The following is a 23604-nucleotide window of genomic DNA, read 5'->3' as shown; positions in this document are numbered from 1 at the left end:
GGCAGCAACCGTCCTCAACCCCTACCTTATTCTACATCCACTCAGCTTTCACTTCCTTCATTTAGTAGTGATATACCTCTACTTTCAGACTCTACTATCTGAAGCAAACACTCAGAGATCAACTTCCAGGGTTGGTTTAGATTTACTGTTCGGATTTGAATTGGATGCGACTTGTACTGGAATTGTAAGGTATAGTCTTCGTCGATGGTCGGGTACAGCAGAATTCCGGTAGTTTCACTTTTCTTTGAACTACCATCTTCCTGATTAAGAAGATAACTGAACAGCTGATAGAGGTTGCCTGAGTGTACTTTTTCGCTGTTGTAATACCTGCTTAAGGTTTTTTGATAGTACTTTGCATCAATAATAATTTTACGCTTTTCATTTTCCAGGTTTATATCTGTCCGCATCTGCGGCAGGTAGTTTAACGCTCCTTCATCATGAGCATCAAATTGCCATTTTATGATTTCTCTGCTTACCCGGTATGATTGCTGCTCAAGTCTAAAAAAGTTAAACACAAACCCTTCAAAGAGCTGATTCATTTTCTGTTCATCACGGGTGAAATCGGAAAACTTCCAGCTTCCAGAGGATTCTCCAGGCAAGCTATTTTCGTAAATTAGCTGGCAGATTTTTATAATAAGCTCATAGAAACGATTATTTCTGTGAATCTTTACCTGCTTAAAAAGATTTATGGAAAGTCTCACCTTGTCAATCGGCGGGAACATCCATAGGAGGTTTCGGATCTGCTCTTTCAAATCTCTATCTAGATTCTGGGTTCTGAGTAACTGATAAAGGGTAGAGATGAGGATTTGATTAGTTATAATGTCCGCAGAAAACTCATCAAAAGAACAGGAAGCCTTCCGCTGCATCCACATCCTACCCTTTAAAGTCTCTCCAATTTCTATCTTTCCTTTTATTCCTGCTAACTCTGCGGTTCGTTCTACATAATTCCTATCGATTCCTCTTTTTAGCAATCTTTTCGTGGCATTGATGAGCACCTTAGCGAATAGATCAATTAGCTGAGTTTTGTCATCTACCGACACAGCCACAGCTTCAGCTTCCTCTAATTTATTCCAGGCATAGCTGAGCAAATAATAGATATTTTGAATTGGGATTTGCACAGCTACAATTCCAGGATATTTATCATCTCCTTTACCCTTTCCGGATTATCAAACCATATTTCTTCCATCAGGGGCTGTAACTCAAATCGCAGCAACTCCTTCCACCACAACTTTTCTTCTGTATTGTTGGAATAGGTACAGAAATAGCTGTGCCCAATTTGAAAGCCACTTCCTAGATTTATGTCCTCAGAAATGGATTTGTTGATAATATTTACGGAGGATTGAATGTGACTGGTAAGCTCCCTGGACAACCCCCGCTGTTCTATAAAAGCACGAAAAGATTCATCCAGTACCGGCCTTAGCGTAATAAAGGCAAAGCGCCTGCGTAAAGCATAATCTACAATTGCCAGGGACCTGTCAGCGGTATTCATAGTTCCAATGAGAAACAAGTTTGGTGGCACATAAAAGGTCTCCTCTTCCTCTTCGGCATAGGTAAGCTTAATCGAGTACCTCTTATTTCGTTTATCAGCCTCAATTAGCATCATTAATTCACCAAAAATTTTAGAGAGGTTGCCCCTGTTGATCTCATCTATAATAAGGAAATAGTCCCTTTCCGGATGTGCATGGGCTTTCTGACAAAAACGATAAAACGTACCGTTTTTTAATTCAAAACCACCTTTTTTGTTCGGACGCAAACCCTGAATAAAATCTTCATAGCTATAAGACTGGTGAAACTGTACCATTTCGATCTGCGCATCACTTACCTCACCCATTATTTGATAGGCAAGCTTACGGGCCAGGAATGTTTTTCCAACTCCTGGAGGGCCCTGTAAAATAATGTTCTTCTTCCGTTGCAAGAGAGAAACAATATTATTGAATTCAGCTTCCGCAATAAAAGGTTTGTCAGGATCTTTGGAGAAGTTATACAACTTCTTTTCAGCACCCTGCAGCTTTCTCTCCTGGATTATATTTTTTTCATCAATGATAGTACGGATAATATCAAATTCATCCTCTGAAAGTTTAAAGAGACTACCTTGATTGTTTACTATCACCTCACAATCATCCAATCCTGCTTCATTTGAAAGCTCCGCCCATGCAACAGGCACCTCCAACTTCTCGATAAGTTCAAACTCAATTTCTTCCATTCCTTTATCAGTCGTATGAAGGCCTCTGGTAATTTCAAAAATGGCTCTAATCTGCTTTACAGGACTACTTTCATACCCGATGAGGAGGTCCCCAGGCTTCACAGCTTCGAAATACCTGTAAATTCTTCGCTTATTTCCTTTTTCATTGTGTGAAGTGTAAGACTGAATATCCCCGACAGAACATTTATTAATGCTCCAAATATTTGGGTTAGCATTCAGCCACCAATAACTTATATCAAAGTCTGTGTCTTCTGGCTGGGGCACCTCCTCTTCATCATTTTCTACTAATTCCTTTACGGAATCATTTGAATACTTTAAATCGTGCTCATCAAAAACTGCCGCTAAATCCGGATACAACCGAACATATTCACTCAAAATAAACTCCCATACCAGAGTAGGGCTAAAAGTATCCGGCCTAAAAAGCTTTGGGTACCCTTTTATAGAATATGCTTTGTATTCGTAAACCTTATCTGTTATCCAATGGATAGATCTTTGGTGGGAAAAGGATGAAGTAGAAGAATCATAGTAGTAGTCTCCCTTGATAATGCCTACACCGAGACAGGTATTTGTTCCTTTACTTGCAAAAACCACATCACCAGTGTTAGCAGTTTTGAATAACCATAAATTCCAGGTCTGATTGGATTTACTATCGGGCGGCAGCCCTGCTTTAATGTTCAAGTCCGCAAGAGAGTTTATCTGAGAGATATCCCCTGTTCCGAGATTAGAATAGTTAACCGCTCCAATCTCCTTTTCCTGAAATAATTCCCACCTAATCCCCTGGGTTCCTGGCGATAGCTTAAAGTAATTTCGAATTTCTTTGTTAAGGTTCTCAATGTCTTCCTTTCGGCCATTCAGCAGTTGTAAAATATCATCATAGTTTTCTACCGGTTCAACCTGATTCGGTATGCGGTTTTTAATTAAATGACCTCCAATACATCCCGCCTTCATATCTTCCTCTAGCTGCACAAAGAACTGATACGCTTGCTGATGGGAGTTCTTACTAGATGGGTACAAGGCAAACCAACAATAGTGGCACCCAAAGTTACTTGGTCCGTAAAAATCAACACAATGCGTTGTGTAATCAACCAAACCTAAATCACCTTTAAGCTGGTTAGCAATTTGTTGTAAATATTGATTTACGGTTTCCCGAATTGTTCCTCTAAAAAAGAAGGTGTGAAAAATACGCCAGGGGTTTTGCCAGCTGGCAAAAATATCTCGGTTACCTACCGGATATTCTTCTAACCCTTTTTTAAGCTTTGTACTGAAATGTGGAAATTGGTCCAGGTTCTTTTTACGAATGTTATCCTTTATTGACTCAAGCAGGGATGGTGTTAATTTTTCACCTTTATTTAACAAACGTACCGCCTCGTACCGCAAAACATTTACTGGTCGAAAATCCCGGTCAGGATCTCCATATTCCTTCGTGATTGATAGTAAGGTATCATTATCCAGCTCATTCAAAGCATGATAAAGAGTATTTTCATCATTAACATATTCTTTGTATTGCTTAGCCAGTTGATTGATATAGGAAATCTGCTTATCCATGTTGGTTAAAGAAAAATTAGGAATGTGGTAAAAAAATGTGGCCAGTTACTGATTTTAAAATAACATTTTCCCGCCACCCAACAAAGCATCTCCCACATTAAGGTGCCAAAGGTCTTTTAACTTTCTTCCCCTATACTTCCTTTTAGAAATTTATGGCTGTCCCTTTCTGGAGTTCTAGGGTAGCTGCATTGAGTCTTTCCAGTACAGTGAAAATCCCCTTCTCAATAAGCTCAAATTTCTTTTCTCTTAAATAAATTTCCCAATTATCACGATGCTGAATACTCATATAGAGCGAAATTACCTCCCTGTTTATATAAACCCGGTGTTCCCTTAATTCTTCAAAATCTAACTTCGCCAGAATTTCTTCCCGAATTTTATCACTTAGGTCTATGGAAAACTCTGTTTTATAACCTACTGTGGAGAAATTCACAAACTTAAAAACGAACTCCTTTGCCTCTACACGTTCTCCACCTAATCCATCCCTATTTACTTTTATCTTTTGGTTTGGATAGTAATGACGTAGATACCTGGCTAGCTCATTAAATGCATTAGAATTTTCGTTAACTTTAATGGGCTTTATAGGCCTCTCCGTAAAAGATACATATGCAGGTTTTGAGGCATTTATTATTGATTTAATTTCGCTGATGGTATCATTAAAAATTTCCTGATCTACTTTCCTTTCAAAAAGAACTCCAACCTCCCGATTATTCTTCTCCGAATATTCATACAAATTCATTGAACCTATTATTAGTTCTTTTTCATTCAAATAGATTTTTGCATGTAGATTTTCAGAGAAATGGAGCTCTATATTCTTAAGTTCCTGGAGCCAATTTTTCTGTTCTTTTTTCAGCTCCTCTTTTCCATAGATTAAAATCACTTTAACACCGTTATTGCTAGCTTCCTTAAGTCTCTCGAATAAATTCTTTGTGAGTTTGAGATAAGGAGTTACTAAAATTAGATGCTTATTTGCTTCTCTTACGATGTTCTCAATGTGGTAAGCTATTGCCGAGGTAGTTAAGAATTTTGCCATTCCCCAATCCGAATAAATTTTCTAACAATACACTCCAAAGGTAAATTTTCATGCGCAGAAAAGGATTGTGTTTATCTCTAAGATCTTACCTTAATAAAGTCATTGATTAACTTTTACCCTCATCAGCTCCGTCAAACTCACAGCAAAAGGCAAAGCAGAGCCTCTGCCTGATTTGTACTGCTCCAGCTTCCGAATATTCCACACAGCATTCGCAAATGCTGCAGATTCGACTTTCTCTATTTTGTACACAAGGTAATACTCCTGGTTTGGATTGGGATATCCTTTCTTAATCATCTCCTCTTTTGAAAAGACTCGCGGACCAGTATCGGTAATTCGCCAGATATCACCCGTTTCTAATTTCCCATCGGAATGAAGGAGTAAATAAGAGGCGCCTGCCTCAGCTGGTCCTAATTTTAGAGAACCTCGCTTACTATTCATCCGAGCATTGTAAAAGCCGGTCCTTTCAATCCACTCCCTATGCTGCTCATCTTTGTAAAAACCGATCAAAACACTAGTGTCCGCCGGGGGAAGGGTTCTTCCCTCATTGAAAAATTCTGGAATAGGTTCATTTAGAGCATCTTTATCCTTTTCTTTATGAATGTCATAAACTCTGTAGGACATCCGCTCCCGCTGGGAGGCTCTGTTAAGGAAATGCTCCATTATTTCATAAATGAAGTCCTTTAGTTCTGCAACTCCATTATCTGTCCTGGAAGGTTTAATTGGGAAGGCTCCTAAGCCTGGAATCAATTCGTGAAAACCAGACTTTTGTAAGCTCTTATCTCCTGGGTATAATACATAAGCTCCTCCAGTCCTTCTGATGGCATCCCGATAAGCATGCATTTTCAGCAAATCAGCTCGCTTATAATTTCCCTGTTTTTGTTCTTCCTTCTCCTTTTCAGGATCCTCATTCTCAATGCCTATAATTTCATATAAACCGGCTATTTTATATTTCGCATCAAAGTGGATATGGACAATTAACTCCTGCATCTCCGCTTCTGACGCTTTTAATTCTGCTGGCCAGATGCTTAAAGTATAATCCGGGCGCATGTTCTTCGTCCAGCTGCCTCCGGAAGGATAATCATTGTTACCGGAAAATGTACGGTTAAAACTAAACTCTATATTTAACTTCCGATTACCAGAATCATACACTCCTTTAAAAGGAATAAACCTCCCTGCCTTAAGCTTTAGCCCCAACCCGTCAGAAGTGGGTCCAATGAGATTGCCAATGGCGGTTGGTTCTATATTGAAAACAGTTTTGAAATCATCCAAGAGGCTGAAGAAAAGCCAATACTCATACAAAGTGGCTACATCTCGCTTCCCTGCATGATATACATCTTCTCCTCCTTTCCACACAAGCTTAGCAGCTAAATCAAACATTAGCCAAACCCGCAGCACCTCACGATAGCCTTCTTTCCGTTGAAGTACAGGGCTGTTTAAAGCTAAAGTTGCAGGCGGTGAAACCTCTTTAAAAACGGAGTGGTTTAGCATACTTTCCAAAACCTCCTGCATTTGCTGAGCCTCTTTGTAAGCTCGGCTACCTTTCTTCAATTGTTCACTTATGTCTGCACAAAATTGAAAAAAGGAAAGGATCGCATGCTTGACAAATCGATTTTCAGGCGTATCAACAGTTTCGTGCTTTCTACTTATCCGTAACTTTGCTGGAACTGACTTTAACTTTCCTTGCAATGAATGATCTGCGGGAAGCATAACTCTACTGGAACTTGAGGCGATTTGCCTTATTGAGGAATTTCCAATTCTTTTAGCCCTCCGGATATCTGTTTCTTCTTCCCGCTCTGCCCAATTTGTTACAGGTGCACCTACAATTCTATGAATGGCTTCATGAAATTCAGGTGTTTCAATAATTGATTTCACAAAAGAAAACCGCTGGTAGAGAGTCTGAGAATCCTCATTGAAGTCAACTGTAAAGTTTTGAGTAACCGGTGAATTGCTTTGCATCAATAGGTCGGTACACTTTTCAGTGATATCCTCTAACATAAACCGATAGTCCTTCCTATAATCAGCTTTTACTGATTGGACCTCTATAGAAAATTCACCTTTTTTTTCTGAGGCTTTTTCGTCCAAAACCTCAAGTACCAAAGAGCCTACATAAATATTTGGCGTTATTCTGCCTGTTGATCTATTAACTCTAGAAAGACTGACGACTTTTGGAATTTCCTGAAGCTTATATCCATCTTCAATTTTGTACTCATAAGAAAATCCTTCCATGAGCTGCAAGGGAGCTTCTCCAAATTCAGCTGCTTCTGAATCAGGAATCAATCTCAAGGATTCAGGATGCGCTGATTCAGCGAAAACAGAAAACTTTATTTGACTCCCATCCAGTAAGGGAATTTCAATTGTTTCTTCCGGATTTGCCAAATCAGTACAGGTTTAAGCTTCTGCAAAGCTGGTGAAACCATCTTGCACTGCCGCTTTATACATTCTAACTATCTTTTCTAGGGCAAGAGGATAGCGAACCATGCTTTTGTCATCATAAAGAATCTTATTTGGATCGTTCAAAAGCCTATCCGTTTCCTCTCTTTTCTCTAAACATAAACCTGCTAATGCTTTCAACACAGGTTCCAATTTTCGCCTGGAGCCATGCACTTTCGGTAACAACTTCTGCATTACCGCGGCATCAAGAATTGCCTCCTCTCCCCATCCAGGTGCAATGCTTGGTAGCACTTTTACAAATCGATTAATTTCAGATGCAGAACGATAGCCAAATTCAGCTCCCGCCTTTTTCAACTCAACAAAAAACTCAAGCAGCGCTTTATTCACCTTTTCTGTATTAGCAGCATCAGAAACTTTTGAAGTTGCCTTAGTGATAAAATCAGCTGCCATATGAGAACCCGCTCTCTTTAACTTTGACAAATCAGCTTTCCCCGGACGAAACAGGAATGCTTGCATTTCTTCTTCCTCTACTCGGAACTCAATTACGTTGGCCCTATCCAATACTTTAGGACTGAACATATAGGTAGTTTCATCTACATTCACAGTACCAATGATGAACAGGTTTTTCGGAAGACTTACACCAGAAGGGACACCATCCCATTCCACTTGTCCGGAATGTAAAGAGATTGTTCCCTCAGATTCCATGGCACTTAAGAAGTCGGCAAAATAGCGTTCTACATGGCTCAGGTTCATCTCATCCAGAATTAGAAAATAAGGCTTTTCTGCATTTTCTGGTTTTCCGGCTTCTATTAAGAGCATCAGCGCCTTATTCTCTGGCTTAAAGTACCGCTGAGCTTCTAAAGCGTTCGGATAACCGAGCAAAGGATCCCTATTCGTCCAATCAGCTCCAACAGGCACAATACAAATCTGACTATCCTCTTCACAAATCCAATGTGAGAAAGCCTGAGCAAGCTTCGTTTTTCCTGAACCGGCAAGTCCTGTTAAAATCACAAAAGGCTTAGTGCAAAGAGCCGAAATAAAGCGAATGATCAGCTGTTCCCTAAACTTCAGATTAGCTGTCTCCGTTTGCTTTTGAAATTCGGCATAATCAAATGAAACCTGTTTGATAGCAGGTGCTTTCTTACTTGACGAGGCTGTACTTTCTTTTATAGAATCAGAATTCAAAGGAAGTTGATTATAAATATCAACTAAATTATCTAAGTCTTGATTTACCCGAGCTTCATCTAAACCAAAGGCTTTACTACTGGGATCAATGTTATACACTTTATAGACATAAGAACTTCCATATCGCTCTGGTTTTGCATTGAACCGCTTCTGAAAGGCTTCATTAATGGTTGGAACAAGCGACTCCAGATTCCAATTTACAGCAGGAGGGGTGGTTTCACTTATACCATAAGCCAGAATCAGTACACCCTGATTTTTGAAATACAGATAAACAGGATAAATGCCATTCGAAACGGTCTGGCCGCTACGCAACAAAGCAATCCATGGAATTCGTGCTGGGTTACCTTGGCCGAAGCTCACTTTTACCAGTAACCCTTGATATTCATTCAAATAAGATTTTGTTTTTAATTCATCAGTTTGTGCCTGATGCAGAAACCTAATTAGTAGTTCGTAAAAATTTTCCTTTTCCACCTTTGATTTTATTTCAAAGCCATTTTCCTCTAACAATTTAAAGCATTCGGTATCTTTTCCACCACGGAAGGAATTTCGGTCTAACTCTTCTCCATTCGCAAAGATGTTAGCATAGGAAACCACTAGCTTTGGAGGGTATTTGCTTCCGCTAAATACCACATCATAATATCTGGAATCTCCCCCTACCGGTATTCCCTCCTGATCAATTTTATGGATAGCGTTTAGTAAATGGTCTTTAGAGATATTGGCTGGAATCGACATATTAAAATTAAAATATTCACATCCTAATAATAGCAATTAAATTTGACGGTGAGGATATATTATAGCAAAAAGGCCAAATTTTCGCTTCCATTTTATTGATGAAGTAATCAAAAGGCTTTTCTCCTGACCTCAATTTGCTGTTTCTCTTAAATGATAAGTATTAGAGAATAAAGTAAGATTTACCTAAAATAAACATAATTTTTGAAAGAAATATTTTTCTTTTTTTTGTAAGTTGTTTTAGGTTTGTCAACTATAACAATTTGTAAACAAGGTATTATGCATAAAAACCTTTACTCACTCATTCTCATTGTGTTAATAAATTTACTCGCTATCCAATCTTTTGGTCAAGAAGTTGGAAACCTTATTTTCACTGCAAATAAGGATGGAACAGTGAATTTAGACGGAGAAGAATTAGGTGAATTTACCAAAAATCAAGTCCAAAAATTTCCATTAACTCCTGGCGATCACTTTTTACAGGTGAAAACCATTGATGGGCAGGTAAAAGACACCATCTTTTCAATTGAAGCAAATAAGCAACTAATTATTAAGTTAAATTTCACAAAGAAATCTTATTCTTCAAATAAGAATAAAGTATTAATTGCCGATTTAGGTTTTGATATTCCAGGCTCATCTGCCGTAGGAATCTGGCAAAACAATAACCCGGGACTTGACTACCCTAATCATCCCACTTTTTACTATGCGTTTGAAGAAGGTGATGAAATCATCCTGAACTTTGAAATGACGAACAGGAAAGGCACTAATCAAATTGCAGTTTATTCATACCCTGAATTCCAGCTTAAATATTCCAATAATGAGTTTCAGGAATTAAAAGATGTCAGAGTCAGAGTTGAGAAAAGAGGAATATACATTTTTGTGTTAGCAACAAATCACCTTTTCAGCAGGTCTGCTCAACTAAGAATCGAAAGAAAGCCTGGCTCTGTTTCAACGGTAGACTTTATCACTTCCGTACGACAGGAAGTTAAATACACCCCTGTTACTATAGTTGAAAAGCAAAAGAATTATATTAATAGTGGTACTAACGCTACCTTTTTAGAAGGTAAATCAAGGGTAATTATTCCTGTTAACCTTCCCCCAAATACAGTGCAGTGGTACTATAAAATAGCTGCATCTAGAGATGAAGCAGAGATCAACTCAACAGCAGAAAAAATGAACCTTGTAAGCGAACTCTCAAGCTTGATTGATCAAACAGGTACTCTTTCTTTTGGTGTTGAGCTCTTATCACGCCCACCAGCCTCTAATCATTGCGATATATATCTCCTTGATTATCAAAACCAAAGATTATTTACAAACAAGCAAACTTATAGTTACGGCCTAGAAGGAACTCGGGAAAATATCAATTCTGGTAATGTACAAATAACATGCTGCAACAATGGCCAATTTTATTTAGGACTTAAAAACCCAGACTCCATGTATGGTATCCATACTGTTATCGAAGTAGTTGCAATTACAGCGGAAGAGGTATTAATTATGGAAGCTGAAGCAGGTAGCTAAAGATCTTTTCCACTTCAAAAATTTTACAAGAAAAATAGTTACAGTTATAACAATTAGATTTCCTAAAAAATGAAAAAGACAATTTTAATCCTTTTGTTAACGATAGCCGTTGGTGTGTTAACTTTTATTATTGGCAATAAACTCGGGTACGCAGATGGCTATCTTGCTGGAAAAGATTCTTACAGATATAGACCTATTGAGGAACTCAGAAATGAACTAAAAGAAAGGGAGGCTTTGGATATGAAAGATTTTCTTAATGGGAAAGCTGGTATTGAAAGCAAGGACGAAGGGGGCTTATTTAAAGTAAAATATGTAGATTACTTTTCCGGCACCTTAACAAACAGTGCTTCTGTTGCAAAAGCTAAAGACATAAAATTGAAAGTGGATTTCTATTCTAAGACAAAAGCTTTAATAGGAAGCAAAGAAATAACAGTTTACGAATACATTTTACCAGGTCAATCAGTAAGATTTAAAGAGAAGTTGGACTTACCTGAAAAAGTCGAGGATTTTAAATTTTCAATATTAAATGCTTCAGCAGAATAGTTGATTAATAAATAAGTTGCCTAACTAGTTAATAATATTTTAAAATATTTTATAGATAAAGCCATTCTATTTTAGCACCATCTAATAGTGATTTAAAGAGAACTTGAAGTGAAACAAAAGTGAAACATTAGCTTTTCTCCAGAAAGCATTTAAAATCCAATAAAAAAATGTTATATTTGAAATATCAAGCACCCGGGGGTTCATGTCCCTGCGGGACCGGCAAAAAATAGGAAAATGTTTCACTCGTGTTTCACCAGGCATTTTTCACTTAGCTAACTAACTGATAATAAGGAATAAAAATATGAGGTTCGAATCCCTCCTCCTCATTTTTTCCGCCCCAGGTGAGAGACAATTATTCCAGCGCATCAGCAAGCATTGAAGATGAATTTAAATGATATCCAGCTGCTGAGCTTTCAATATTATAAGATCTTTATACCTTTCTTTCATTTCAGCAGGAAGAAATGAACACCATGCTGCCGGTGGTTTTAAAATGTAATCTCCCCACAATCCAACAATCGTAAATCGGGCAGCTCCTTCTGCCCCATCCTTTATTAATCGTTACAGAAAGCTTTGGCTGCACCCCTGGCACTGCTACCGACTCCTGATTACCTTTTCGGCCAATGTCATCATATCCTCCTCACTGTACAGCAGTTATTGATCTGTAAGATTTATCACCGACAGGTTAATTTTGCAACACTGACAAGCGTTTTCCAGACAGCGGAAGTTAAAAGTACTGATGGCTGCGGTTCAATGCTTCTGGTGCCAGACCCTCTGCTCAAGGCTTAATTCAAACATGCTTTACCCTTTCATTGGCCTCTTTCAGGTCAAAAGCAGCCGGGTCCCATGTTTCCTCTTCTTCCAGCCCCAGCCATTCCTTCATGTTTTCGTGTTCAGGATTTGAGGGGTCTGCCAAAGTTTCCTTAAGTTCTTCGTAGCCCCAGCTTCCGCCACAGTCTTCAGGCGGACAGGCTCCTTTTCCGTCCAGGCAGCTGGCTTTGCGGAGGTTATCGGGCAAAATACGCTCCAGCACCACCTGATGCTCCCAGCTATCGCCAAAGTCGTAGATGTAGGTATACTTCTGCCCTTCCTCCGAAAAAATATCCGATAGCTTTATTTTCCGGCTATCCCGGGTATCACCCTCGTCCCAACCCTCCGGGTCGGGCAGGCCAATAGAGGGGTAGCTGCCAAATCCTTTCGGCGAGAACTGGAACAGGTGGTAATTCTCCCAACCAAAAGCGGCCTGGATCACTTCATGGAATTTCAAAAAGGTGAAGCCGGCCGGCACACTTACTTTTCGCCACACAGGTGGCCTGGTTATTCCTTTGATTTGTATCTTAAACTGGTAGGTCATGGGGCAAAAAATTTGTTCTGAAGAAATCTGGCTTCAGGGAGCCGGCATTCCTAAATAAAACAAAAAATATGATTTCAACTACTGATCTGCCTCCTAAATCCTTTTGCGACGAAAGCAGGGTAACAAGCGCCCTCATACACACAAGGAGAGTAAGTTTCACCTACACTCCTTACAGATAAAAGGGTACAGCATGTGGTAGAAGTACTCTTCAAACTTCCCTACCCCAAACGCCATCATTTAAGCATACAAGCTTCTCTTACAGAGGCTATTTAAATTGCCTGTACGGTAAGTTTTCTGTCGAAATGCATCCTTTTTCTGATACAGAAAAGCCGTTTATACAAATAAGCGAAATCTTTCCAGAGCCACAGGCGACATTTAGAAAATGTAGTGCTGTGCTGCTAAATTTCATGGATGAGGAGCTTTAGGTCGGAGCTTCATTTACCGAAACAAATTTCAACAGCATTGCAACTAATGGAATACCCTATCCGTTTCTATTAAAACCTGAATATCAATAGGTTATACTTAACTTTAATATACTTCATTATGAAAAGATTAAAGAACATTTTTGCTTTAGTGGCTGGTATCTTTTTATTAGCATCCTGCGAGGAATTAGATAATATTTTACCGGGTGACAAGGCTCCGGCAGAAATCAAGAATGATTTGGCCGAACGACACCCTAATGCTGAGGATGTAGAATGGGAAAAAGAAGGAAATTTATGGGAAGCGGAGTTTGAGGAAAACTCGGTGGAGGTATCTGTTATATATGATGCCGATTTAAATTGGGTAAGAACGGAAAGAGACATTCCGATTGATGAACTTCCTGAAAATGTAAAAGACTACATCGCAACCAACTTCCCTGATGGTAAGCTTGAGGAAGCAGCCTCCTTCGAAAGCTATGATGAGGGGAATGGCTTTGTGGTCGAGGTGAGCAATGATGGAATGGAATATGAACTTTTCTTTGATGAAGAAGGGGAGTTTATCCGCCAGGAGATAGAAGAGGAAGATTAACGTTAACCTTTTCACCTGTATCATCCCGTATTGCAGGAAATAGGGATGATAATCAAAAAAAGAGCCTCCTGCCTGTAAGAGCCATTAGGCAATTATAGGCAGGAGGTTTTTATGTTTCAGGGTTCTTACCTTTCCAGAAAGATACTTTTATGCTCGTTCAGCTTTCCTGAAAAAGAAGGCAGCCTGATCTCCCTGCTGCTGTTGGTTCAGTTTTTCCGCAAGTCGTTTATATCGTTTTTTTATAATTTTTCTTTTTACATACTGCCGGAGCCCTGTAGGCTGGGGAGTCAACAGAGGAATGTCCTTCTGGTATTTTTCACTTTCGGAAAACTGACTGTGGGTAGAGTCGTACCAAACCCTGGAAAGTTCCAGCCCTGCCTTTTCGGCTATAATTTTCATACTTTCTATAGAATGAAGGAAAAAATGGCGGGGGGCATCTAGCTGGAACCAGTCGGTTTTAAAATGCTGCCAGGCGTAGGAAGAAACGGTCGGGATTCGGACGATGCATGTTGCTCCCGGAGCTAACAGTTCAGCAACCTCTTCCATCGTTTCAACAGGATTACCGATATGCTCATAAGAATGGTGGAAGGTGATGAGATCCCATTTTCCGCTTATCCCAAATATGTCGGTTTTCTTTATTTCCAGCCCATTTTCATATTTGATGGGCTTATCCAGGTAAGGATCACAGCCCATAACATTTTTAAATCCTATTTCGGCCAGAGGGTAAAGGAATTTTCCACCATTGCCGGACCCCACATCCAGAATTCTGCTCTCCCGGGAAACTTCCAGTTCCTGCAGAAACTTGTACTGATCCCTGAGAAACAGGATTCTGATCCCTTTTTGCAGAGGGGTATTCTGAAAAACCGCAGCCTTTATTTTCAGCTTTTTAATTTCCCCTCCGAATCCTTTAAATTTATAAGGGTCATAAAGCTTATGACTATAATACTGGCCCGGATAGTAGCGTGACATATCTGCTGGAATTTCCTTAATCTGGAGGCATTTACAGGCACTACACTGAATATACCAGAATTCATCCCTTAGCCCATACATCATTTCCCTGGTCCTGAACCATTCATTATTACGGCTGTTCCCACAAATTCTGCACTTAAATTCAGTCTTTGGCTGTTCCATTTTCTCTTTAAATTTCTGCCTTCTCCGTTTACAGTAAATCCCTCCCTGAATTGGCCTGCTGTAAAATCAGGAAAGCGGCCTTAACTTTAGCCTCTCACCCGGCATAAGAACTTATTTACACCCAGCCACTCCTCCGGGAGGCTTCCATTGAATGGCCGCTCAATATACAGAATATCGGTGGGCTTTCATGGTCTGGAGAAGTCTAAAGTGGCTTTTTTCACCGGCTCACTTATCCAGAGCAGATGAAATATATCCGGCGTGGAGCACGAACTTCCGTTTTCGCCTGAAGGAGCTGGTTCTGCAGGAAGGCTGCAGGCTTGCGGGTAATGAATGTTTTATTCGCCTATTTATAAAAATACAACATTATGTATTTAGGGCTTTGTCCGGGCTCGGAAAAGTCAGGATAGTGCCAGCTACCCTTCATGAGCCGAATAGCATCATTTCCTGCCTCATTTCACTAATGAGCCTATTTACTAAGCTCACCACCTACATCACAGGCAGAAACTCCACAAAATTTGCCCGGCAAATTATCCCCGTCATAGTCTTTTATGAAAAAAAGGCCTGCCCTGTTGGAGCAAGCCTTTCTTGATTCTGAATGGTTTTTATTTTCCTCTGTCCTTTTTACTAGCTGTTTACTGCTATTCCCCGGGCAGGATCAAACTCAGTAATAGGAACAATCTCACTTACCCTGGTTCTGGCTTCAGGGTTTTGGATTCTGTAGATACCATATCCTTCTGCATCCGACCCCAGCGCTCCATGTTCAATCATATAAAACTCATCTCCACGATGAGCAATTAAATACTTTCTTTTCGCTTCCCCGGAAGCAGGGTTAACCGTATAATTATTTCCCAGCAGGTAATTCGTAAAGTTCACAATCTCGTTATTGTTCTCAATATTCATAACACTCCTTTATCCAGATTAAAAATTGTATATCGCCTTTTCACTCAACCCTCACCACCCTTTATTAAGCAAGGGTACTGCTCTTTCTTTTACGGAGAATGAACAGGCATGTTTAGCCGGCTTTGCCTGATAAACTGAAGGGTGGATCTGAAAAACAGGCCTTAGATACCGCCTGAATCTTACTCCCTGCCCAGGGCTCTTAGATAGGCAATGATCTTATCAAGCTCCTCATCTGAAACCTCGGTTTCATCGAATTCAGGCATTGCTCCAACTCCATGCCTCACCTGAAACCTTTTTGCAAAATCAGGAACATAATAAACAGAAGGTCCCAGACCCGCCTCCCCATCGGGATGGCACTTCTGGCAGTACTCCATGTACAGGACCTGCCCCTGCTGTACGGCTTCGGTTTGGGGGAGGTCGGTCGTAATCGGTGGCTTGTTACAGGCGGTTACAGCTAAAACTACTGCCGGGAGCACAAGGCTGCTTTTTAAAAGTTTCATGGCTTTTTACTTATTTTCCAGACGACACCCGTTTCAGGAATCGGATTCGAATCTCCTTCATCACTTAACATGAGTATACCAAAGTCTACCACATAGAGGGCCTCTCCGGAAGGGTCAAACTGCACATCAATAGGCCTTTCCAGCCCGTCGCTTTCCAGCCAGGAGGCAGGTCCATTCTCTTCAGAGGAGTTGGCCGCAAAGTCCTGAATAACTCCCGTTTTCGGATCGACCAGCACCACTTTAAAACCTACCGGGTTCCATACCTTTCCTACAAAAGGGGCCATATCGCCAAACTGTGCCACCAGTACGGAGCCCACAGTTCCGAAATCGGGATTAGAGATAATATCGAGTCCATTCGAAGAAGAGTGGACGGCAAAAATAGCCAGGGGCTTAGGCGGAGTACCCGGATCTTCTTTGAGGAGCTTCAGGTTTTTATCTTCTCCGGGAGGCACAAAACCATCCTTTTTATAAATAGGCTTACCTGCTGAGTAATCGGGCCAGCCATACCACTCACCGGTTTTTATTTCCCACAGCACATCACCTGCGCCGAAAACAGGGCGGTTACCGCGAACATCATAGCCGTTTTCTGTCAGGTAAAGCTTCCCGTCCGGGCTAAACTGCAGCCCATAGGCATTCCGAAGTCCCCAGGCGACCAGTTCCGGTTCGCCACCTGATAGGGGCATCCTGAAAACAGCCCCGCTACAGGGAATTTGCCCGGGTATGGTGTCACCCGCCTCATTGGTTACGCCAAAGGGCACATATGCACCTGTTTCCACCTTATCATCCGGATCATCCGTTAAAGGATTTTCGCTTTTAAAGTTGTAGCCATTGACGACTATATCTTCACAGGGAATATCATTAAAGGTAGAGAATCTATCCAGCCAGCCGATCTTATAATTATCCACCCCTACTACGCCGGAATTGGTGGCGGTGCCCTGCGAAAAATAAAGATAGCCGTTATGGATAACAGGACCATTGGTGTGGTGGTCACCCAGACTGGGCAAATCTTCCACCAGTACCTCCTTTTCCCCATTTTTGTTGACCCTGATAATTTTACCTCCCTTCAGCACCCCACCTTCGGCGATGTAGAATTGTCCGTTATGGTAGTCTATGCCATTCCAGGGGCCGTTTACCCCTCCGGTAGCCACCACAGTTCTTTTCCCGTCATCCTCAATTCTTAACAGCTTTGGCTCTGTCCACTCTTCACCATACGAATAGCCGGCCTCCAGCACGTAGGGAGTTCCGTCATCATCAAAGGTAATGGCAGTAGGAAAAGTTAGCCCCTCAGCAACCAACTCTATCTGGTAGCCTTCCGGCACTACAATATCTTCAGGCTGAGGTGTTCGGGCTTTTACATTCTCCACCTCACCCCCTCCATTGGAGCTTTTTAGGCGAAAGCAGGAAGAAAGCAGCAGGACAGAGAGCAGGAGCAGGAAAATGTTTTTCATCTTTCAGGCATTTTAAAATCAACTGCAACATTAACAGAATGTTTGCCTGCAGCAACAGCTCTACTCTACCGCTACTTAAAACCAGCTGTATACCAACTTTTCAATACCCTCCGGATGCTCAGGTGGTAAGAGCTCCGGAATACAGGAAGAGCGTTAATTATCCTTCCATTTAACGTTTCCTTTCTCTCTCAAAGGCTTTATAATCCGTTAACAGGAAGTTAGCAAGGGCAATACTGAAGAAGGAAATGAAATAGCGGCGGGCATTCCGTTGTTTAAGTGCACCAGTTATCCATGGCAGCAGGATGAGGGATGGCACAAAAGGAGTCTCCAGCTGTCCATGCACCCGAAAGGGCACCACCTTTTTCAGCGCAAGGGGCTGGCTGGTAAACAGGTTGAGTAATCCCTGACTGGCCCCAAAGGCATAGCAAAGAGTGCGGGCGGTGCCTTTTAAGCCGAACAGGCCCGGGGCCAGCATTTGTATGCTGAAAAAGCCATAGTCGATGGCTCCATGTAGTTTAGGTCCGATGGGTTTTCTGCGCATGGTTAAATTTTTAAGAAGACTAAATTACGATAATCGACACCTTCGATTTGCCGGGAGCCTTATCTCCAATTGAGATGATTATTTTAACACTTTCGAAGTCCTTCCATTTACCTGTAGGAACTAATTGAATGAACAGAACTTCCCTTAGGGAAGTCTTAGGACAGCTTTATTCACCTCCGGCACTAATTCTGTAGCAGAAATTTAATTGGTTCCTCCTCCCTAATGGCTTACTTTCCTTTTACAACAGCCCCTGCTATAAGGCGGACAGGTAAGCAGTCATTCTATCCATGGCTACCTTTAAATGAGCGGTGGGTACTGCTGTATGCACAATCCTGAACAAACCCTTTTTCTGATGTCGAAAGCCACTTCCGGGGGTAAGTAATACGCCTGTGTTCCTGTAGATATTGAGCCATAGCTTTTCCTCCTCCTGCCCGCTTGTTTCTTTTAAATACTGAGAGAAATCGGCCCACACAAAAAGGCTTCCGCTCGCTGGTATATATGGCACACCGATTCTATTGAGCGCTGCCACCACTACCTCATAGCTCCCAGTAAGGCGCTTCCGGTTCTCCTCAAGGTAGCTTTCAATAAAAGCCGTATTCCTGAAGAGCTCGCCCATTATCCACTGCGTAAGATTAGATACCATATGGGGAACATTTACATTGGCAAACCCTTCCAGAAAGTCCTTATTCAAAGAGTGTACAATCCCGAACCTCATACCGGAACTGGCAAAATCTTTCGATAGCGCATACCAGAGGTGAAGGTAATCGCTGCGGTACTCAGCCATTATTTTGGCAAAGGAAGCATGCCTTACCTCTTCTCGGTCTTCCTTTTGTACTTTTCCGCCTTCCGTATTTATCCGCGACAGACCATAAATTTCATTTACCACCATATGAACCTTATGCTGTATGCACCAGCCGGCAAGCTCCCTGAGCCGCTGTTCGGAATATACCACACCTGTCGGGTTATCAGGAGAAGTAATAACCAGGAGTTTAAAGTTTTTCTCCTGTGCATTCAGTTCATCCCACACATTCTCCAGCATGTCCTTTTTCACAGGCCCATCTGCTCCGTGTTCTGCCAAATGATAATGGGTTTGCAGGTCGTAGCGGACTAATCCACTTTTCACCCCCATATCGTTGGTATACATGGGGTAGGAAGGAGCCGGTATCACCACAACATCCCCTTTATCTCCGAGCAAAAAAGCACTCACTTCTATAATGGCAGAAGCCCCGGCAGAGAAGCCGATTGCATCAGGTTCTATAGGGCAGCCACAAAGGTATTGTTCCAAAAAGCGGGCTATCACAGCCCTCACCTCCGGATTCCCTGAAGGATCTGTATAATGAAATACCCATTCAGGAACCTTATGCCGGCTTAAAATGGCATCTACCTGCTCCTTCATCAGGTGAGTCATTAAGGAGTTCTCCGCAACGTTCAAGGGAAAGGCTCCCTCAGGGTTTTCCCTTGGGCAATACAGATTTTGAGATGCCTCCATGTATAAATCAAAATCTACTCTTGCAGCGGTTGAGGCTAAAGCTTTGCCTCTTGAGGATAAACTTGTGGTTCCGACCTGTGTATTTTCCTTCATTTTTAAATAAACTTTGTCTACTGTAATGCTTCACTTTGAAGGTACCCGCTCTTAGCACGATTTGTTGCATAGAGGAAGAAGGGTTTCAGAAATTCAACAGTTATAGCGCTTCCCTAAAGGCGGACTGTGATTTGCTATCGAATTGATCGTCAGGGAAAGAACCTCAACTACAAGCTTTTTAACCCTTTCTTCTCCTTATCATCTTTAACAGATAATGGGTCTCCGAAATGAAAAAGCAGAGAGTGATGATCTTTATTTTTCTGTCGGTTTTATTATTTTCCATTTTCTTTTCCAGGAAATGAAATTGTGCGTACAGCTGTCCGGATAGACCACTATACTGCCAGGAAAGCCTGAAATAAGTTAGGGATCTTAAGAAAATATATGGTTATTGAATGGAGAGACGCTGGTATAGTCTAAAAGTATATCTTGATAAGCTATGACCTTGTTAACAGAAATCCTGAAAAATAAGGTACAGGAATAAAAACTGCAGCCGGGTGCTCTTCTGGATTTGGTTCATCCTTTCGTTTATGTAAAATTTTGATGGTGTCGGGGCAATACGAAAAAGTTAAACGGTAATAATATAAAGAAGGTAAAACATGAATACTCATAAAAACAGATGGTTAATCGCTTTATCCGCAATTTGTATCCATCTTTCCATTGGTGCCGCATATGCCTATAGTGTATACACCATTCCACTAGTCGATTCGTTAGGCTGGGCCGCTTCATCTGTTACCTTAGCATTTACAGTAATGATGGTTCTTGGAGGCGCATCGGCTGCTGTATTCGGAAGATTTGTTGAAAAAAGTGGACCAAGAAAATCGGCAATAGTTGCTGCCTTGTTGTTTGGCCTGGGACAGGCAGGCTCTGGCTTTGCAGTGGCCATTGATTCGCTTACGCTGTTTATACTTACCTATGGGCTTTTAAGTGGTATAGGGTTGGGTATAGGTTATATTGCACCCGTGTCTACACTTGTAAAATGGTTTCCCGACCGGCGTGGACTCGCAACGGGTATGGCGGTTTTAGGTTTTGGTACAGGAGCCCTTATCACAGCCCCCGTGGCGGCTGGTATGATGGAAACTCTCGGAATCTCCACAACATTCTACATTTTAGGAACAAGTTATTTTGTTCTAATGCTTTTGGGTGCCTTGTATATAGCACCACCTCCAAAAGGCTGGCTCCCCGCTGGCATGAAACAAAGCAAGGCTTCGGGTAAGGAAAAGGTAGTAAACGATTTATCCTCCCTCACTGCAAAGGAAGCAGTAAAAACAAAACATTTCTGGATGTTGTGGACGATCATGATAATCAATACCAGTGCGGGCATCATGATGATATCAGTCGCTTCACCAATGGCTCAAACAATAGGAGGATTATCCGCCGCAGCCGCAGCCGTAATGGTAGGCCTTATGGGAATCTTTAATGGTGCGGGCAGAATTGGCTGGGCAGCAGCCTCCGATTACCTTTCCCGGCCCGTGGTGTTCATCATTTTCTTTATTATACAACTTATCGCGTTCCTTACACTGCCCAATATTTCAAGCGCAATAGTTTTTCAGGTACTGATTTTCCTGGTGGTCAGCTGTTATGGTGGTGGATTTTCTAACCTTCCTGCCTTTATAGCCGATCTTTTTGGAACGAAAGAGCTCGGTGCCATTCATGGTTATCTTTTAACAACCTGGTCTTTAGGTGGATTAATAGGCCCGACCCTGGTTTCACAAATTTATTCAAGAACCGGAAGTTACATTCCTGTATTCTATGTATTCACCTGTTTGATAATAGCGGCTTTAGTCATTGCTGTGCTATTGAAAGCAGATGTTCGGCGTATCCGGAAACAAAAGCGTACGCCCGTAGCTGCAAATTCTGCAATAAGGGCTTCAGAATAGTCAACTGAAGCTCTACCTGCTAAAATCATTAATACAGTTATTCCGGTCCAGTCTTTCAGGGGGCCAGGAAGCGCTCAGTTAATGCTCATCGGTTTAGCTGAAAACAGAGGTAATTCCGTAAAAAGCCAGGTAATTAGGCCATTGTATCTTATAAATCCCCTCCCCCAGGAGCATTATCAATCCTTCTGCAGCTATTACCTCCGCACCCCCTGCCCAGCCCCCTTCACTTGTATAACTTTTACCGCAGCTTGAACCTTTCAAATCGTAAGTCGTATAATCTCAGACGATTATGAATATTTTTTCAGTATCAATTTTAAACTTTTTAAGTTATGAAATTTATTTCAACACGCACCCATGGCATAATAGACTACCTCATGGGAGCTCTTTTAATTGTATCTCCCTGGTTATTTGGTTTTGATCGGGGTGGAGCAGAAACCTGGATTCCCGTTATTTTAGGTGCAGGTGTCATTTTGTACAGCCTTGTCACCGATTATGAAATGAGCGCTACCAGAAAACTGTCCCTGCGTACGCACCTGATGCTGGACATGATAGGTGGTGCCTTCCTGGCGGTGTCCCCATGGTTGTTTGGCTTCGATGATTTTGTGTACCTGCCACATTTAATTCTTGGTATTGCAGAAATTGGAGTAGCTATGTTTACCCATCGTGTACCGGATACGCGTTATGCCGATACCCATAAAGCGACAACAGGAACACATACTAATCGAAGAACAAATAATACAATAACACCAGAGTCCAGACCTCCAATGGGATCTAAAACAGGAACAGGAACCCTTACCGAAAGTGAAAGAGCAAGAAGAGAAAGGGAAAACCTGTAATACATAACTTATTTATTGAATAAAAGGAAACAGACGTTTCCATTCCATACTCAACAAAGCGGCCCCGGAGATTTTTGGGGCCGCTTTTTTTTACGCATTTCACCTACCGAAATATGGATTGAAGATTTTATTTTCCCGCCGGAACTTTAACCTGTATGGTCTCCCAGGTTCCTCAACCTTAGGAATCCTCATTTGAAACATCATTGGCTTATTAAGATGCAAAAGGTAAAAGGCAGATTGTTTCAGCTTAGCCTCAGCGCAGGGAAAAAATTGATACAGGCCTCTGCACCCATATGCCCCTCCCTCGCCTGTTTCAATTTAAAAGAAAAGCCAGAACCGGCACATTTTCAGCTCATTTGCTGTTTAAATCCTATGGAATATTTTGTACCCAAAGGTTCAATTGTGCGGGAAATATGGGGAAAAGGAGATACCACCCTCTTCATTTTTGCCGGGGCTTCTGCGGAATTTGCCCTGAACAAGGCAGTAGACTGGCTTTATTTTACCGGAAAGCTCCCGGCCGATCCGCTGGGACGCCTGTTTTCCACCGTATCTTATGCCCGCCAGATCGTTTTCTCAGAAAATGAAACAGCCCTGCAGGCGATTGACAGAATTACCGCAATTCATGCCGGTGTTGAAGAAAAGAGAGGCTCCCGCATACCCGACTGGGCCTACCGGGATGTACTCTTCATGCTGATTGGCTACTCCATTAGTGCCTACGAAATGGTAGAGCGGAAGCTGCTGGAAAAGGAAAAGGAAGAGGTATTTGAGGTGTTTTACCGGGTAGGTCATCGCATGGGTATTCCCGATCTTCCCACCAGCTATCAGGAATGGGAGAAGGTAAGGAAAGAGCACCTACGGCGGAATTACACCAACAGCCACTTCACCCAGGATCTGTATAAGCAGTACCGAAAGCACCTGGGGCCCATCCGGTACTTTTTATTGCTGGAGGCCCAGATTCTGGTAGTTCCGGAGCGGGTAAGAGAGCTGCTGAATCTCCGAAAGCTATCGTTCCTCACCCCCATTCTGGCGGTGTATAAATTCAGCAGAAGGCTAAAGCTGGACTGGCTCCTGAAGTCACTGATACTGCCTTCCGCCTATAAAAAGGAGATAGCGGAGCTGGATGTAGCCGCATGTGTCTCGTCCTAGAATAGCGATACAGGTTTTTACAATAATAAATAATTAAATATTGAGTACTGAGTTCTTCTCAGTACTCTTTTTTCTTTTATAACCTGAACTCGGGAATTGATTCTACGAATAGAGGGTCAAATACTTTAAATTCAGCATGATAT

Annotated in this window: 18 protein-coding genes; 6 read left to right on the top strand and 12 right to left on the bottom strand. The window is 41.7% G+C overall.

Annotated elements, in window-relative coordinates; all coding sequences use genetic code 11:
* Positions 1-41 precede the first annotated feature (41 nt).
* The 5 genes from mcrC to F752_RS0120880 form a co-directional block, all read right to left on the bottom strand.
* Positions 42-1118, bottom strand: coding sequence for a 5-methylcytosine-specific restriction endonuclease system specificity protein McrC (gene mcrC, locus F752_RS24780; RefSeq protein ID WP_160164148.1), 1077 nt, complete (start codon positions 1116-1118; stop codon positions 42-44).
* Between the two features lie 2 nt (positions 1119-1120).
* Positions 1121-3748, bottom strand: coding sequence for an AAA family ATPase (locus tag F752_RS25625; protein ID WP_017733700.1), 2628 nt, complete (start codon positions 3746-3748; stop codon positions 1121-1123).
* 142 nt (positions 3749-3890) lie between these two features.
* Positions 3891-4778 carry a phospholipase D family protein gene (locus tag F752_RS25620; protein WP_017733699.1) on the bottom strand — a complete coding sequence of 296 codons (888 nt, stop codon included), beginning with the start codon at positions 4776-4778 and terminating at the stop codon, positions 3891-3893.
* Positions 4779-4877: 99 nt separating this feature from the next.
* Positions 4878-7154, bottom strand: a complete 2277-nt coding sequence (locus F752_RS0120885) for a DUF2357 domain-containing protein (protein ID WP_017733698.1) — start codon at positions 7152-7154, stop codon at positions 4878-4880.
* Between the two features lie 12 nt (positions 7155-7166).
* Entirely contained in the window at positions 7167-9086 is a 1920-nt protein-coding gene (locus tag F752_RS0120880; RefSeq protein ID WP_017733697.1) for an MrcB family domain-containing protein, read from the bottom strand.
* A 276-nt stretch (positions 9087-9362) separates the two neighbouring features.
* Here F752_RS0120880 and F752_RS0120875 point away from each other — a divergent pair, with 276 nt between their 5' ends.
* A complete protein-coding gene (locus F752_RS0120875; protein WP_017733696.1) occupies positions 9363-10598 on the top strand; it encodes a hypothetical protein in 1236 nt (411 codons plus the stop codon).
* A gap of 69 nt (positions 10599-10667) precedes the next feature.
* A complete protein-coding gene (locus tag F752_RS0120870; protein WP_017733695.1) occupies positions 10668-11141 on the top strand; it encodes a hypothetical protein in 474 nt (157 codons plus the stop codon).
* A gap of 787 nt (positions 11142-11928) precedes the next feature.
* Here F752_RS0120870 and F752_RS0120860 read toward each other — a convergent pair.
* A complete protein-coding gene (locus F752_RS0120860) occupies positions 11929-12492 on the bottom strand; it encodes a plasmid pRiA4b ORF-3 family protein (RefSeq protein ID WP_017733694.1) in 564 nt (187 codons plus the stop codon).
* A 543-nt stretch (positions 12493-13035) separates the two neighbouring features.
* Here F752_RS0120860 and F752_RS0120855 point away from each other — a divergent pair.
* Complete coding sequence (locus F752_RS0120855; RefSeq protein WP_017733693.1) at positions 13036-13500, top strand: PepSY-like domain-containing protein; 465 nt, start codon at positions 13036-13038, stop codon at positions 13498-13500.
* Positions 13501-13647: 147 nt separating this feature from the next.
* On the opposite strand, the gene F752_RS0120850 is transcribed toward F752_RS0120855, so the two are convergent.
* The 6 genes from F752_RS0120850 to F752_RS0120815 all read right to left on the bottom strand — a co-directional run bounded on the left by F752_RS0120850 (position 13648) and on the right by F752_RS0120815 (position 19452).
* Positions 13648-14631 carry a class I SAM-dependent methyltransferase gene (locus tag F752_RS0120850; protein WP_017733692.1) on the bottom strand — a complete coding sequence of 328 codons (984 nt, stop codon included), beginning with the start codon at positions 14629-14631 and terminating at the stop codon, positions 13648-13650.
* A gap of 624 nt (positions 14632-15255) precedes the next feature.
* A complete protein-coding gene (locus tag F752_RS0120840) occupies positions 15256-15531 on the bottom strand; it encodes a hypothetical protein (protein WP_017733690.1) in 276 nt (91 codons plus the stop codon).
* Positions 15532-15710: 179 nt separating this feature from the next.
* Positions 15711-16031, bottom strand: a complete 321-nt coding sequence (locus F752_RS0120835; RefSeq protein ID WP_017733689.1) for a c-type cytochrome — start codon at positions 16029-16031, stop codon at positions 15711-15713.
* Entirely contained in the window at positions 16028-17479 is a 1452-nt protein-coding gene (locus F752_RS0120830; protein ID WP_017733688.1) for a PQQ-dependent sugar dehydrogenase, read from the bottom strand. Before F752_RS0120830 ends, F752_RS0120835 begins: the two co-directional genes overlap by 4 nt.
* 169 nt (positions 17480-17648) lie before the next feature.
* Positions 17649-18020, bottom strand: a complete 372-nt coding sequence (locus F752_RS0120820; protein WP_017733687.1) for a hypothetical protein — start codon at positions 18018-18020, stop codon at positions 17649-17651.
* Between the two features lie 253 nt (positions 18021-18273).
* Positions 18274-19452, bottom strand: coding sequence for a pyridoxal phosphate-dependent aminotransferase (locus F752_RS0120815; protein ID WP_201766075.1), 1179 nt, complete (start codon positions 19450-19452; stop codon positions 18274-18276).
* Positions 19453-20198: 746 nt separating this feature from the next.
* Here F752_RS0120815 and F752_RS0120805 point away from each other — a divergent pair.
* From F752_RS0120805 to F752_RS0120790, 3 genes are all read left to right on the top strand, one after another.
* Positions 20199-21479, top strand: a complete 1281-nt coding sequence (locus F752_RS0120805) for an L-lactate MFS transporter (protein ID WP_017733685.1) — start codon at positions 20199-20201, stop codon at positions 21477-21479.
* Between the two features lie 329 nt (positions 21480-21808).
* A complete protein-coding gene (locus F752_RS0120795) occupies positions 21809-22315 on the top strand; it encodes an SPW repeat protein (protein WP_152425242.1) in 507 nt (168 codons plus the stop codon).
* Positions 22316-22687: 372 nt separating this feature from the next.
* The gene (locus F752_RS0120790; protein ID WP_026135890.1) at positions 22688-23461 is read left to right on the top strand and encodes an oxygenase MpaB family protein; all 774 of its coding nucleotides are present in this window, start codon (positions 22688-22690) and stop codon (positions 23459-23461) included.
* The last annotated feature ends 143 nt before the right edge of the window (positions 23462-23604 follow it).

The organism is Nafulsella turpanensis ZLM-10, assembly GCF_000346615.1.
In the GTDB taxonomy this organism is placed as follows: Bacteria; Bacteroidota; Bacteroidia; order Cytophagales; family Cyclobacteriaceae; genus Nafulsella; species Nafulsella turpanensis.
Note: the sequence above shows the minus strand (reverse complement) of the source record. Positions and strands in the feature narration are given on the sequence as shown.